Origin of the sequence: Cohnella sp. SGD-V74, from assembly GCF_003001675.1 — a bacterium.
Taxonomy (GTDB): Bacteria; Bacillota; Bacilli; order Paenibacillales; family Paenibacillaceae; genus Cohnella.
Genome location: NZ_PVYW01000033.1, coordinates 1 through 14,272 on the forward strand (window position 1 = coordinate 1; position 14,272 = coordinate 14,272).

Sequence of the window (14,272 nt, forward strand, 5' to 3'; positions counted from 1 at the left end):
CTGGCCAAGGTGAAGAACGTCGGAAAGCCGTATGCGGGAAAACCGCACGTACGGTTTGATGAGGAGGGGCTGGTATACCCAGTCCTTTACTCTACTAAAGTCGCTTGGAAGGAATTTCAAGTCGTATCCGTCGAATAGGTAGAAACCATTCTATTTGGACGGGTGATGAAAATGAAAACGATAGACGAGCAATTGAAAGACGTAGAACAAAGGCTTAAGCATGAGAAGAGCAGAAGAATGTTTGAGCGATACCAAACCGTTCGTCTCCATCTTCTCGGCCATGACAATGCTGCAATTGCAGTAAGCATCGGCAGAAAGGAAAGCACGGTCGATACGTATCTACGCCAATATCGTAGGCAAGGCCTTGACGGATTACAGATGAAATTTTCACCTGGTCCTCCGGAACAGCTAAGCAAAGAGCAACAACAGCAATTAAAGAAAACCATCTGTGATCATATTCCGCATGATGTCGGCTATACAGCAAAGTTTAATTGGACACTAGAGCTTATTGGAGACTACATCAGCCGTGAATTTGGAAGGAGATACTCGATCCGCGGAGTATCCAAACTGATGCATCGCATGGATTTAAGCTACACGAAACCTACCTACACCTTGGCGGCGGCTGATGAAGAAAAGCAGCGATTGTTTGTCGAAAGCACCTTCCCAAGGTTAAAAAAATTACGAGAACGGCGAAATTGATCATTTATTGTTTGAAGATGAGAGCATGATTCGAGATTATCAAGCACTTCAAAAGACGTGGTTTGCCAAGGGCAAGCAACGGATCATTAAGACAACTGGAAAGCACCGCGGTGTAAAATTGCTGGCCACTTTGGATTATGCAGAAGGTACGATCGTCTGGAAAGAAGACGAGCAATACAACGCGGAATCGTTCTTGGCGTTTCTAGAACAAGTCCTAGCTGCCTACCCAACGGGAAAGATCGTTATGGTATTGGACAATGCTCGAATTCATCACGCGAAGCTGCTTTCAAGCTTCCTTCAAGAAAACAAGAGTCGTCTTAAACTGGTATTCCTCCCGCCGTATAGTCCAGAGCTCAATCTTGTTGAAGGACTCTGGAAATGGCTGAAGGCAGATGTAATCAACAACGTCTTTTACCATACAACAGCTGAAATCCGAACCAATGTCCAAGCATTCATGGACCGAATCATGAAGGAACCATTAAAGATCATAGATCGGTTATGCATACGCATGTAGATAAGCATCATTGGTTCAACTTATATAGATTTCGCTTTAGCGCTTCTTGAAGTACATGAGAAAAATGAATATTTTGTTTTTCAGCCTCGTCATTCAGCCATTTCGGAATAGTAAGCGTCTTTTTGACGGCCTTGGACTCCATGGCTTCCCGAACAGTTGGCATATAGACTTGAACTTCTACAGCGGCCTCGCCATCCTCAAGAACCTTCAGAATCTCACTAAGAGGGGAAGGGGGAGGGATTTCCTCACTGTCCGTCTCCAATCCGTACATAAAACCTTCGAGCACTTCGCGCGCCATTGCGTGGGCTTCGTCATCGTTGTAACCGCAGGTGAGGCATCCAGGCAGATCAGGGAACCGGACCGAAATGCCGTCATCTATATAAGTGTTTTTTGAAGAGAGGGGAAATCTCAAACGTTTGGGAATTTCGAAAGGGCCCCCACTGCACTCAATAAAGAGGAGGGGTGCCGCCTAAGGCTTCATAAGCGTCCAAGACGTTTTTGATCGCTTGCTTTTCTTTTGCGGTAACCGTTCTGTCGTATCTTTTCTCGCTTCCTTGGTGGCGAACGATCGTTTTGTCGGAGTCGGCGATCGAGACGAGCAAGCCGTATTCTAAAGCGCTGACCGGTCCGTCGTAGTATTCCCATACCCGTCCGTAGTCGTTGTCTCTAACAATAGTATAATAAGAAGCCGCGATATCCGTATTTGTTCCGTCGACGTTGATCCTGTAATTATCGATGAACACCCAATCGTCGCCGGTATACTGGATTCGGATTCTCAGCCATGCCGTTCCGTCTTTTACGCCGATGTAGGCATGAAGACTGTTCCGGTCCACGTAGACGGGCGAAGACTTATCCGTGTACCAGGTTATGCCTTCTACTTCGTCGAAGTCTTTCTTGAGTTTGCCGGTCGCGCTCGCCAATCTCTTTTTATCGGCTTCGGCTTTTTCTGCCGCTTCCTTTTCGGCTTTTTGTTTTTCCTCCTCCAGCGACTGAGCCAGATTATCGCTCAATTCCTGGGCGGAGTCCGCTTCTTGCGAACCGGGGTGTTTCTCTTTAAGCGAGGCCAGTGCGGAATTCAAACCGTCCAAATCTTTGTTTTCGTAATACTGCTTCGCTTTCGCCAACATTTTGTCGGGTCCGTTTTTGATTTCTTGCAGCTCTTTTTTGAGTTTGGCGTTTTCGGAAGACAACTTGGCAATCTCTTCTTTGGACTTTTCTACTTCGGACGTAAGAGAAGAAATTTCATCCGCGGAATTATCGTTGCAACCCGCAAGCAGCATCATGGCAATCAGAAGAAGGAAAAGCGGTCTCATCGTTCGGCTCCCCGTGTTCGTCCCGATCGGTTCGGGTATTCGCTCTGTTCAAACCTTTCGAAATCCTTCGGAAAAAGACCGTTAATCGTCGATCCGGGGATATCTATGGCTCTGGCTGGTCGTCTAGTCTATTAGCTCTATTATATAGAGAGTTGACAGGGACTTTTGTCGCATAGTGTCGAACGAGATAAAAAAATGTTCGCTGCGATGGTTGCCGTCCGTGGCGACAGTCGCGAAAACTTCGAGAGGAACGTAATGGGGAAAGCCGGCATGGAGCTTTTGCAGCGAGGGAGTTTGTGGTAACATTACACCGTTAACTATCACATTTCGTACGACTGCAGGGGTTGAAGCAATTGCGCGTCATTTCTGGACAAGCCAAAGGGCATCCGCTGAAGGCGGTGCCGGGAAGCGCAACTCGTCCGACGACGGATAAGGTCAAAGAAGCCTTGTTCAGCATGATCGGACCGTATTTCGACGACGGGGAACGAGTGCTTGACCTGTTCGCAGGAACGGGGGGGCTCGGCATCGAAGCGCTTAGCCGCGGGGCGGAAAGCGCGGTATTCATCGACTCCAGCCCGCAGAGCGTGGAGGTCGTCCGACGCAATCTGGAATCGACCAAGCTGGCTGGCAAGGCGTCCGTGTACCGAAACGACGCGAGAAGAGCGTTGAAGGTGCTGGAGAAATCGGGCCGGCCGTTCGATCTGATCTTTTTGGATCCTCCTTATATGATGAAGGATTGCGACGCGCTTTTGACGGAAATAGCCGAGAGGGGACTGGCGGCGGAATCGGCGATCGCGGTCGTCGAGCATCATCCGGACGTGAGCTATCCCGAAGCTTTCGGAGGTTTCGAGCGCACGAGATACGCCAAGTACGGCGATATTGCCATATCCATCTACCGTTATGAATCCAACCAAGAGGCATCGGCCGGAACAACTATGGAAACGGAGGAGGCGAACGAACGATGACCCGACAGCAAACCGGAACGGAAAACGAGTATCGCATCGCCGTATACCCCGGAAGCTTCGATCCCGTCACGCTCGGCCATCTGGATATTATCCGCAGAGCGGCCAAGCAGTTCGACCGGCTGATCGTGGCCGTGCTTAACAATACGACGAAGACGCCGCTGTTCAGCGTGCAAGAGAGGAAGACGCTGCTGGCGGAAGTGACGAAGGATATGCCCAACGTGGAAATTGACAGTTTCCGCGATTTGCTCGTCCGCTATATGCGGTCGCGCCATGCGAAGGTCATTATCCGCGGCATTCGCTCGGTGACGGATTTCGAATACGAGCTGCAGATGGCCTCGACGAACCGTCAGCTCGACGAGAGCATCGAGACGGTGTTCATGATGACCAATCCGAAGTATTCTTATCTCAGCTCGAGCATCGTCAAAGAAATCGCCAAGTTCCACGGACCCGTGCACGATCTTGTGCCGCCCGTCGTGGAGACGGAGCTGAAGGGGAAATACGACACGCCGGACGGAGCGTCAGCCAAGTGATCGGCTCGGAACGGAAAAAGGAGCTGTCCCCGACAAGGGGAAGCTCCTTTCTAGGTTCCGGGCTTGCCCGGCTTATCCTTTCCGGATGGCGCTTTCGGCCGGATCAGCGCGGCAATCAGCGCCAGAAGAAGGAAAACGCCGAAGCTGGCGAGCGCCACCGTCACGTTCTCGGAGAGATGGCTCCAGCCGCTTGGCAGCACGCCCGAGGAAGCCGACCAGGCTTCGGGGTTGGCGGAAGGGATGGGCCAGCGATCGGCCAGCCGCATTTTGACCGGTTCGGCCAGGAAGAGCTTCGCCAGCAGATACACGATCAGCAAAGCGGCGGCTGAGTGAAGCAGGCGGGAAGAGATGATCCTCAGCCAAGGAAAAGGCTTGTTCAGTCCGAAGGCCGCTCTGGCTTGAAGCAGGCCGCTCCAGCCGGTCCAGGCGAGAGCGGCGGCAAGCAGGGCGCAGGCTTGCGCCGGATCGGAGGCGAATAAGGCGGATTGGCTGCTCTCGTACGCGCCGAGATGAAGTTCGTACAGGCCGGGAAACTGGAGCCAGAGATCGTTGCCGGGAACAAACAGCTGAAGCAGGCGAACGACGACCGCGCTCATCATCATCAGGCCGCCGATCGTCATGAGCGTGCCGACGGCGCCCGTCACGGAGTCGGCGAGCAGCTTGCCGAGGGGGCGTCCGTCTTCCTTACGGGCGTCGGCCGCCGCGCGGACGGCGCGAATCAAGAGCGCCCGAGACTGCGTCATCGGGATAGCCGGCACTCGCGGACCGCGCGGTTTGGCGATGCGAGACCAGACGATGCCCGACAGGATCGCCGAGAGCCACAGCCCGAGCGCGATCGCCCAACCGAGTGCGGGAGAATGTAAAAAGCCGAAGCCGACGACTAGCACGATGAGGAACGGATTGGGGACGTGGGAGACGAGCAGCACGGTGTCGACGTCCTCGTCCCGGATCATGCCATTGTCCCGCAGCCGGGCGGTCTCCTTCGCTCCCGCGGGGATGCCGGCGGACCAGCCGAAGGAGATCGCCCAGCCCGCCGCTCCCGGCAGCCGGAACAGTCCGCGAGTGAGGGGCTCGGCCAGCGCGGCCAAGCCGTGCAGCAAGCCCGAAGCGGCGAGCAGCTCGGCGAGCATAAGCGGAGGGAGCAGGCCGGGAAAGACGTTCTGCCACCAGATCTGCAGACCGGACAAAGACGCGCGGAAAGCTTCTCCAGGGGAGTGGACGATTCCGGCTACGACGAACATGGAGGCGGCGCCCAGCAGCAGGGAGAGGAAAATCGCGCGTTTGCTATTCGATGGACTGGCCTTGGCCACAGTTTATCGCCTCCCGAGCGTGCAGAGATCATCGCATGTACGTTCAATAAAGTCCGCTTCGTGATCAAAATCGGACTTTTTGAACTACCGTTGAGATGAGGTTCAAAAAGTCCGGTTTTCAGCACCAAGGCTGGTCGTTCGCCTGGAGGCGAACTGCTCGCCCATGCATCCAGGAAGATTGGATGAAGCTAGGAAGTGAGGAAGCGATCGCTTAATGTAGGAGAACCTACATGAGTACCGGAAGGTCCGGCTGAATTCAAGATTCGACGTCGAACCCGCTTCCTTGAGTCTGCTTCGTGATCAAAATCGGACTTTTTGAACTTCCTCTAATGTGTACGTCTCGGGTGGACGGGTTAGACCTCCTTGTCCTGCAACCGAAGGGGAGAAAGGGTGAAGTCGCGCAAGGCGTCGCTTGGTTTGGCGCCGCGGAAGGCGAGGGAGTATACGCCGGTCGCTTGCGCTTCCATCGCCAAGTACGGGGAATCGTGCTTGGCGGCGGAGGAGACGACCGGCACCTTCGCTCTCCGGCGCATGTCGCGGAGAAGGCACCGGCCCCGCTCGGTAAAGCCGAGCACCCGCACGTAGTCGACGCCGGCAGCAAGCCGCTCCGGGGTCAGCAGTTCCTTGCGGTGGCCGAGCAGGACGCGCAGCAGCGTTCGCTGCAGCTTCGTGCGGGTGTAGCGTTTCGTCTTTAGAGACTGCAGCAGGGCGGCAACGGAATATTCGGGCAGCTCGGTCAGAATGCCGCGAATGCGGTGCTCCAGCCCTTCGCTTACTTCGGCGAACTCCGCCAATCCGTTCGCGGTCTGGCGATGCAGCTCGTGGAACAGCGGCCTGGCGAAGCTCTCCCAATGAATCGGCGCGCGACCGGCTTCCGTCTCTCGGCGCAAGATGTCCAGAGTGGACGCGGGCACATACGCCGCCAACTGATCCAGAGAGCCGGATTCGCCGAGCAGCAGCTTGCGCAGCGCGGTCGCGCTGGCGATCTTGGCGTCGGTAATGTCGGTTTGCCCGTAGCCGGACTTCTCGCGGCGCAGCGTGCAGGGCTTGATGGCGCTGCCGAGCTTGCGCAGCGCGATTAAATAATGCAGTCCCAGCGTATGATTAGGCTGGGAGAGCGAATAGGCGTGCTCGGCCATGCCGCGCTCGCGCAAATAAGCTTCGGCCGCGGAGGTGAACGCCGACGGATAGGGCTGCCCGGCCCTGAGCCTCTCCGCAAGCAAAGGGGCGAACGCTTCGGGCTCTTCCGTCAGCAGGGAGGCCAGCTCCAGAAGGGACTCCAGTTCACCGCTCTCGCTGCCGAAGCACAGGGAGTCCACGACGCCCGACGCATCCAGAACGGAGACGGCCCCATAGGCGAACCATTGGGCCGGCTGCGAGCTGTAAGCGACGGGAAGTTCCAGCACGAGGTCGCAGCCGGCGCGAAGAGCCATCTCCGTCCGGGCCCATTTGTCCGCCAATGCCGGTTCGCCCCGCTGCAGGAAGTTGCCGCTCATGACGGCGACGACGTTTTCCGCGCGCGTTATTTTCTTCGATTGCTGTAAATGATAGAGATGACCGTTGTGCAACGGGTTGTATTCTACGATGACGCCGACCGTGGACATGACCGTCTCCTTACAAGGTCGTTCGGTGCCGGAAACGGACCTTCGAACGCGCCTTCATGCGTATTTTCCACAATATAGCATGAGCAAGCGCCAAAGAGAAGCGGAGGAGGACGAAATATCGGCACGCGATCGTAAAAGGCGGATGGTACGAGTTAGGGGAGCGGAATAACGGACGGATCGAGTGTATGAAGCGAATCCGGATCGGGCAAGGTGTTCGACAGTCCAGGCAAAGTCGCAGAAATTGTTGACAAGTGAATAGGAATCTCGATATAATAAATTTTGTTTGTTTGGAGTGATCTAATTGTTGCTTAAAGTGCAAGAGCTGGCATCCCGGCAGCAACCGGTAAGCCTGAGAGGAACTCTGGACTTGGCGGAATTGTTCCGGAATCATCCGGAGTACAACCCGCTCTCTCCGCTGGAATACGAACTGACGGCGAACGCCGCCGACGATCTGATTATCGTCAAGGGCCGGATGAGCTGCGACGTGCGCATGCAATGTTCGCGCTGTTTGGAGCCTGTCGAAGAGAAGATCGAGGTTCCTTTCGAGGAGCAGTTTCGCATTGTTGCGGAAGAGGAAGAAGAAGCAAGCGAAGACGTCGAAGAAGCCGTACCGGTAACGGAAGAGCGGATCGACCTGGCTCCTTACGTCATGGAGGAGTTCGTCGTCCAATTGCCCTACGCGCCCCTGTGCAGCGAAGACTGCAAAGGGCTGTGCCCCGAGTGCGGGACAAACCTGAACGAACAATCGTGCGGTTGCAATACGGAGAAGATCGATCCCCGTATGGCTGCGCTTCAGGATTGGTTTAAATCTCAGAAAGAGTAAGCCAGGCGCAAGTCGTCGAAGCTTGTTCCGACTGATAAGGAGGTGGCAGCATGGCAGTCCCTTTCGCGAAAACATCGAAAGCCCGCAAACACAAACGCCGGACCCACTTTAAACTGGTCGTTCCCGGTATGGTGAAATGCGATCAATGTGGAGAATTGAAAGTGTCGCACCGCGTATGTAAAGTGTGCGGTACGTACAAGTCCCGTGAAATTATCAAGCAATAAGCTTGAACGCGTCTGGAATCACGACGGGCAAGCGCTTCGGTCGGCAACGATCGGCTTAGCGTAACTTGCGGTCGTTGCATGCCGGCGCGTTTTTCTTTATACTCGTATTGGCACCAGGTATTAGAATGAGAGTTCAAAAAATGATCGACAAACGGCGTGGATCGAGCGAACAGGATCGAGCGCAGAAGGGAGTGGAGAGGCGTGGAGCGGCTTCCTAAAAGACAGCGCCATCAACAGCTCAGCAAGCTGTTGGAAGAGAACCCTTTTCTTACTGACCGGGAGTTGACCCGCCTGCTTAAAGTGAGCATTCAAACGATCCGCCTGGATCGGTTGGAGCTGGCCATTCCCGAGCTGAGGGAACGATTGAAGCTGATGGCGGAACGGTCTTACGATTCCGTTCGTTCTTTGCCTTTGCACGAAGTTATCGGCGATATTCTCGACCTGCAGCTCGACAAGAGCGGCATCTCGCTGTTCGAGATCTCGGAGGAGCACGTCTTTTCCCGTTCCGGCATCGCCCGGGGACATCACGTCTTCGCGCAAGCCAACTCGCTCGCGGTGGCGGTCATCAACGACGAGATCGCGCTGACGGCTTCGGCGGACATTCGGTTCATCCGGCCCGCGCGGCTCGGTGAGAAATGCATCGCCAAAGCGTTCGTCCGATCGAGCGGCGGGCAAAAAGGGAAAGCTAAAGTCGAAGTGTTTACATATGTCGGCGACGAAATGGTGTTCCAAGGGAACTTTATTATTTACAGATCCGCCGGCGAATAGGTAGGTAGATAGGTGAGTTCAAATTGAGGTTCAAAATCGGACTTTTTGAACAGCCTCTGACAGCGACATCGTAAAGGAGTTGTACATCATGCGGATTGCCATAGATGCGATGGGGGGCGACCATGCGCCGCAGGCCCAGGTCGAGAGCGCCCTGGCCGCCGCTGCCGAATGGCCGGATATCCATCTTGTGCTGGTCGGCGATCCGGATGCGATTCGCCCTCATCTCGGCGGCGCTCTTCCGGACAACGTGTCTATAGAACCCGCCGCCGAGGTTATCGGGAGCGACGACGAGCCGGTTAGAGCGGTGCGCCGCAAAACGGATTCGTCGATGGTAGTGGCGGGACGGATGGTCAAAGAAGGCCGCGCGGACGCGATGATCTCATGCGGCAATACCGGCGCTTTGATGGCTGCCGGCCTGCTCGTCGTCGGAAGGATGCAGGGCATCGAACGTCCGGGCTTGGCCGCGATTTTCCCGACGCTCGACAACAATGGACTGCTTGCGCTCGACATGGGCGCGAACATGGACGCGAAGCCGGAGCATCTGCTCCAGTACGCGCTTATGGGCAGCCTGTATCGCAGCAAGGTTCACGGCATCGACAAGCCGCGCGTCGGACTGCTTAACGTCGGTACCGAAGCGGCCAAAGGCAACGAAGTGACGAAAGCGGCTTACGCCCTGCTGGAGAACGCCCCGATCCACTTCGTCGGCAATGTCGAAGCTCGGGACGTGCTCGAAGGCGTGTGCGACGTCATTATATGCGACGGATTTTCGGGCAATATTTTGCTGAAGGCGATCGAAGGGGCGGCGCAGTCGATCTTTAAGCTGCTCCGAGAGGAACTGACCGCGTCCTTCAAGACGAAGCTGGCCGCCGCGGCGCTTAAGCCGAGCTTCCGTCGAATCCGCACCCGGATGGACTACAACGAATACAACGGCGCGCCTCTGCTCGGCATTAACGGCCTGGTCGTCAAAGGGCACGGGTCGTCCAACGCGAGCGCAATGAAAACGGCGATCCGCCAGACGCGCACGGCGATAAGCAACCGATTGATCGCGTCTTTGGCGGACGAATTCAGCGGAAAGTGAGAGAGTGCAATGAATGGAGTATCCGTAGGCATTCTCGGGACGGGCAAATACGTTCCCGAGCGCCGGTTAACGAATGCTGAGCTGGAACGGACGGTCGAGACGAACGATGAATGGATCGTGACGCGCACCGGCATCCGGGAGCGCCGTATCGCCGCTCCGGAGCAGGCGACGTCGGATCTCGCTTACGAAGCTTCCTTGCAGGCGCTGAGCGCGGCCGGAATTACGGCTGAGGAGCTCGACCTGATCATCGTGGCGACGATTACGCCGGACATGTTTTTCCCTTCGACGGCCTGCTTGCTCCAGGAGAAGCTCGGAGCCAAGAAGGCTGCGGCGTTTGACCTGTCGGCGGCTTGCTCGGGCTTTATTTATGGTCTGGCGAACGCGACCGGATTTATTTCTACGGGGATGTACAAGCACGTGCTCGTCGTCGGGGCGGAATGTTTGTCCCGCATTACCGATTACGAAGACCGCAATACGTGCATCCTGTTCGGAGACGGAGCGGGCGCAGTCGTGCTTGGACCGTTGTCCGGGGACCGGGGCTTCAAGTCGTTTAAGCTCGGGGCGGACGGCGCCGGCGGAGAGCTGCTCCGCATTCGCGGCGGCGGATCGCGGTGTCCGTCCAGCGGCGAGACGCTTGCGGACCGGAGCCATTTCATCGAGATGAACGGGCGCGACGTGTTCAAGTTCGCCGTCCGGGTTATGGGCAGCGCGGCCGAAGAGGCGCTTGCCGCGGCAGGCTACGGGAAAGCGGACATCGACTTGCTTATTCCGCACCAAGCCAACATTCGCATTATTCAATCGGCATTGGAAAGATTGGACTTATCCGAAGACAAGGCGATGATCAATCTGGACCGGTACGGCAACGTGTCGGCGGCTTCAATCCCTCTCGCGCTGGCGGAGGCGGTCGAGGAAGGCCGCGTCAAGGAAGGCGACACGCTCGTGCTGGTCGGCTTCGGCGGCGGCTTGACTTGGGGAGCGGCCGTGCTGAACTGGTAGAGGAGGAATCGAGTTGGGTAAAATCGCATTCGTGTTTCCCGGCCAAGGCGCGCAAGCGGTCGGCATGGGGAAGGACGCCTATGAGAGCAGCGCCGCCGCGAAGGCGATCTACGACAAGGCGGACGAGGCGCTCGGCTATTCGATATCGAAGCTGAGCTTCGAGGGGCCGGAGGAAGAGCTGCGCCAGACGGCGAACACGCAGCCTGCGCTGCTGGCCACCAGCGTCGCTCTGCTGGAAGTGTATAAGGAGCAAGGATTGAAACCGGATTACGTCGCCGGTCATTCCCTTGGCGAGTACAGCGCTCTCGTAGCCGCGGGTGTGCTCGAATTCGCGGACGCGGTTAAGTTGGTTCGCGCTCGCGGACAGTTTATGGAGCAGGCGGTACCCGGAGGTCAGGGCGCGATGGCGGCCGTCCTCGGGGCGGAACGGGCGGCGCTGCAAGCGCTCTGCTCGGAGATTACGGCAGCGGGAACGGTCGTGGAATTGGCGAACGTCAACTGCCCGGGCCAGATCGTCGTATCCGGCTCCGCGGCCGGCGTCGCAGCAGTCGTGGAGAGGGGCAAGGAGGCGGGAGCCAAGCGGGTCATTCCGCTTGAAGTGAGCGGCCCGTTCCACTCTTCCTTGATGCAGCCCGCTGCGGACAAGCTGGCGGAAGCGCTGGCGCAAGCGGAATTCCGCGACGCGTCGGTGCCGGTCGTTGCGAATGTGCACGCCAGACCGGTTACCTCCGGGGCGGAGCTTCGCGAGCTGCTTGTCAAGCAAATCGTGTCGCCCGTACAATGGGAGGACACGATCGCGTACCTGATCGGGGAAGGCGTCGACACGTTCGTGGAGATCGGCTCCGGAACGGTGCTGGCCGGCCTGATCAAGAAGATCGACAAGTCTGTGCGGATCGTATCGGTGAACAGCGCGGCGGCGGCAAGCGCCGCCGCGGAATAAGCGCCGATCCGGGCGACAATGGCAGAGAGGTGAACAGGCAATGGCGATGTGGGATTTGCAAGGCAAGAGCGCCCTGGTGACGGGCGCGTCGCGGGGAATCGGCCGGGCGATCGCGATCGCTCTGGCGGAAGCCGGAGCCGACGTGGCGGTGAACTATTCCGGCAGCGAAGCGGCGGCGGCCGAGACGGTCAAAGCGATCGAAGCGCTCGGACGCAAGGCGATCATGGTCAAGGCGAACGTCGGCAAGGCCGCGGAGTTCGACGAACTGGTGACGGCTTCGCTCGAAGCTTTCGGCAAGCTGGACATTCTCGTGAATAATGCCGGCATTACTCGTGATAATCTAATTATGCGAATGAAGGAAGCCGAGTTCGACGAAGTCATCGAGACGAACCTGAAGGGCGTGTTCAACGGCATCAAAGCGGTGACCCGTCCGATGATGAAGCAGCGCTTCGGCCGCATCATCAACATCTCGTCCGTGGTCGGCGTGCTCGGCAACGCGGGACAAGCCAACTACGTCGCGGCCAAGGCCGGCGTCATCGGCTTGACGAAGTCCGCGGCCAGGGAGCTTGCTTCCAGGGGCATCACCGTCAATGCGGTCGCTCCCGGCTTTATCGAATCGGATATGACCGACAAGCTTCCCGCGGAATACCGCGACAAGCTGCTCGGTGAAATTCCGATGGGCCGAATGGGCCGTCCCGAAGATATCGCTTCCATCGTCGTCTACTTGGCGTCGGACGCGGCATCCTACATGACGGGCCAGACGGTTCACGTCGACGGCGGCATGTACATGTAATACCGCCGGCCGAAGCGGCGTCGCTTGCCTCGCGGCTAGAGCGGCGTCTCCGGGGCCGGCCGGACTCATGCAAGGCCTCTATGGCTTTTTGTCCATGATTCACGTATAATACGTTAAGGGAGGTGAACCGGATGTCCGATGTACTGGATCGCGTAAAACGCATCGTTATCGAACGCCTGGGTGTAGAAGAGGCAGAGGTAACACCCGAAGCATCTTTCAAAGACGACTTGGGCGCTGACTCTCTGGATGTTGTAGAACTCGTTATGGAGCTCGAAGACGAATTCGATTTGGAGATTTCCGACGAGGATGCAGAGAAGATCACAACGGTGGGAGAAGTCGTTAAATACATACAATCTCATGCGTAATGATCGACGGGTCCCGTTATTGCGACGGGACTTCTGTATATTCTAAACGCCGATTCGCGCCGAGCGCGCGACGGATGATATAGCCTGAAGAGGTGAATAGGTTTTGACACAGCGCGTCGTTGTTACAGGAATGGGGGTCGTCACGTCCCTCGGCACCGACTTGCCTACGTTCTGGAGCAACTTGCTCGACGGCAAATCAGGAGTCAGTCAGATCGAAGCTTTCGATACGACGGAATATACAACCAAGATTGCAGCAGAAATCAAGGATTTCGATCCTAGCCTATATAATATCGATAAGAAAGAAGCCCGGAAGATGGACCGGTTCGTGCAGTTCGGCGTGGCCGCGAGCAAGCTCGCGATCGAAGACGCGGGACTGGCAATCGGTGAAAATGCCGACCCCGAGCGGGTTGGCGTCATCGTCGGCTCCGGAATCGGCGGACTGGGCACTTGGGAAGAGCAGCATACGACGTTGATGGAGAAAGGTCCGCGCCGGGTGAGCCCGTTCTTCATCCCGATGATGATCGCGAACATGGCCAGCGGCCAAATCTCGATGATCACGGGCGCCAAAGGACCGAACACCGCGGCCGTATCCGCTTGCGCCACCGGGACGCACTCGATCGGCGACAGCTTTAAGACGATTCAGCGCGGCGACGCCGACGTCATGATCTGCGGAGGCGCGGAAGCGACGATCCGTCCGATCGGCATGGCCGGTTTCTGCGCGATGAGGGCGATGAGCACCCGCAACGACGAACCCGAGAAGGCGAGCCGTCCGTTTGACGTCGACCGCGACGGGTTTGTCATGGGGGAAGGCTCGGGCGTGCTCATTCTCGAATCGCTCGAACATGCCAGAGCCAGAGGAGCCCGGATCTATGCCGAGGTGATCGGTTACGGCATGAGCGGCGACGCTTATCATATGACGGATCCGGATCCGGACGGAGCGGCGCGCTGCATGAAGAAAGCGATCAAGGACGCGGGGATCGATCCCGAGTCGATTCAATACATTAATGCGCACGGCACGTCGACGGGAGCGGGCGACAAGTCCGAGACGACGGCGATCAAGAAGACGTTCGGCGACCATGCTTACAAGCTGGCCGTCAGCTCGACGAAGTCGATGACCGGGCATCTGCTCGGCGCGGCGGGCGGCGTGGAAGCGGTTATTCTCGGATTGACGCTGAAGAACGGCGTCATTGCTCCGACGATTAACCTGGACCAGCCCGATCCGGAATGCGATCTGGATTATGTGCCGAACGAGCCGCGCAATGCGGACGTTCAAGTGGCGCTGTCCAATTCGTTCGGCTTCGGGGGACATAACGCCACGATCATCATGCGTAAGTTCGAAGATTAATGTAA

At 57.1% G+C, this 14,272-nt stretch carries 16 protein-coding genes; 12 read left to right on the forward strand and 4 right to left on the reverse strand.

All coding sequences use genetic code 11. From position 1 onward, the window contains the following. The first annotated feature begins 171 nt into the window (after positions 1–171). A protein-coding gene (locus B0G52_RS33225) for an IS630 family transposase (protein WP_255407526.1) occupies positions 172–1,213 on the forward strand; the annotation gives its coding sequence in 2 pieces (ribosomal slippage) (positions 172–681 and positions 683–1,213; 1,041 coding nt in all). Between the two features lie 7 nt (positions 1,214–1,220). Here B0G52_RS33225 and B0G52_RS33230 read toward each other — a convergent pair. Next, positions 1,221–1,625, reverse strand: coding sequence for a type II toxin-antitoxin system HicB family antitoxin (locus tag B0G52_RS33230; protein WP_094050740.1), 405 nt, complete (start codon positions 1,623–1,625; stop codon positions 1,221–1,223). 34 nt (positions 1,626–1,659) lie between these two features. Beyond that, positions 1,660–2,526 carry a cell division protein ZapB gene (locus B0G52_RS33235; RefSeq protein ID WP_094050741.1) on the reverse strand — a complete coding sequence of 289 codons (867 nt, stop codon included), beginning with the start codon at positions 2,524–2,526 and terminating at the stop codon, positions 1,660–1,662. A 335-nt stretch (positions 2,527–2,861) separates the two neighbouring features. Here B0G52_RS33235 and rsmD point away from each other — a divergent pair, with 335 nt between their 5' ends. After that, positions 2,862–3,491 carry a 16S rRNA (guanine(966)-N(2))-methyltransferase RsmD gene (gene rsmD / locus B0G52_RS33240; RefSeq protein ID WP_255407528.1) on the forward strand — a complete coding sequence of 210 codons (630 nt, stop codon included), beginning with the start codon at positions 2,862–2,864 and terminating at the stop codon, positions 3,489–3,491. Further along, positions 3,488–4,021: a pantetheine-phosphate adenylyltransferase gene (gene coaD, locus B0G52_RS33245; protein WP_094050743.1), complete on the forward strand. Its 534-nt coding sequence runs from the start codon at positions 3,488–3,490 to the stop codon at positions 4,019–4,021. The genes rsmD and coaD overlap by 4 nt, the downstream gene beginning before the upstream one ends. A gap of 50 nt (positions 4,022–4,071) precedes the next feature. Here coaD and B0G52_RS33250 read toward each other — a convergent pair whose 3' ends face one another. Next, positions 4,072–5,331, reverse strand: coding sequence for a hypothetical protein (locus B0G52_RS33250; protein ID WP_094050744.1), 1,260 nt, complete (start codon positions 5,329–5,331; stop codon positions 4,072–4,074). Positions 5,332–5,684: 353 nt separating this feature from the next. After that, entirely contained in the window at positions 5,685–6,935 is a 1,251-nt protein-coding gene (locus B0G52_RS33255) for a nucleotidyltransferase (RefSeq protein WP_094050745.1), read from the reverse strand. Positions 6,936–7,248: 313 nt separating this feature from the next. Between B0G52_RS33255 and B0G52_RS33260 the strand changes: the two genes are divergently transcribed. From B0G52_RS33260 to fabF, 9 genes are all read left to right on the forward strand, one after another. Then, positions 7,249–7,758, forward strand: a complete 510-nt coding sequence (locus B0G52_RS33260) for a YceD family protein (protein WP_233163307.1) — start codon at positions 7,249–7,251, stop codon at positions 7,756–7,758. Positions 7,759–7,808: 50 nt separating this feature from the next. Further along, positions 7,809–7,982: a 50S ribosomal protein L32 gene (gene rpmF / locus B0G52_RS33265; protein WP_094050747.1), complete on the forward strand. Its 174-nt coding sequence runs from the start codon at positions 7,809–7,811 to the stop codon at positions 7,980–7,982. A 201-nt stretch (positions 7,983–8,183) separates the two neighbouring features. After that, complete coding sequence (gene fapR, locus B0G52_RS33270; protein ID WP_094050748.1) at positions 8,184–8,750, forward strand: transcription factor FapR; 567 nt, start codon at positions 8,184–8,186, stop codon at positions 8,748–8,750. Between the two features lie 88 nt (positions 8,751–8,838). Further along, a complete protein-coding gene (gene plsX / locus B0G52_RS33275; protein ID WP_094050749.1) occupies positions 8,839–9,828 on the forward strand; it encodes a phosphate acyltransferase PlsX in 990 nt (329 codons plus the stop codon). 9 nt (positions 9,829–9,837) lie between these two features. Next, on the forward strand, positions 9,838–10,824 hold the full coding sequence (locus tag B0G52_RS33280; RefSeq protein ID WP_094050750.1) for a beta-ketoacyl-ACP synthase III: 987 nt from the start codon (positions 9,838–9,840) through the stop codon (positions 10,822–10,824). Positions 10,825–10,837: 13 nt separating this feature from the next. Further along, complete coding sequence (gene fabD / locus B0G52_RS33285) at positions 10,838–11,764, forward strand: ACP S-malonyltransferase (protein WP_094050751.1); 927 nt, start codon at positions 10,838–10,840, stop codon at positions 11,762–11,764. 46 nt (positions 11,765–11,810) lie between these two features. Continuing rightward, positions 11,811–12,557: a 3-oxoacyl-[acyl-carrier-protein] reductase gene (gene fabG / locus B0G52_RS33290; protein ID WP_094050803.1), complete on the forward strand. Its 747-nt coding sequence runs from the start codon at positions 11,811–11,813 to the stop codon at positions 12,555–12,557. Between the two features lie 131 nt (positions 12,558–12,688). Continuing rightward, positions 12,689–12,922 carry an acyl carrier protein gene (locus B0G52_RS33295; RefSeq protein ID WP_094050752.1) on the forward strand — a complete coding sequence of 78 codons (234 nt, stop codon included), beginning with the start codon at positions 12,689–12,691 and terminating at the stop codon, positions 12,920–12,922. A gap of 103 nt (positions 12,923–13,025) precedes the next feature. Then, the gene (gene fabF / locus B0G52_RS33300) at positions 13,026–14,267 is read left to right on the forward strand and encodes a beta-ketoacyl-ACP synthase II (protein ID WP_094050753.1); all 1,242 of its coding nucleotides are present in this window, start codon (positions 13,026–13,028) and stop codon (positions 14,265–14,267) included. Positions 14,268–14,272 lie beyond the last annotated feature (5 nt).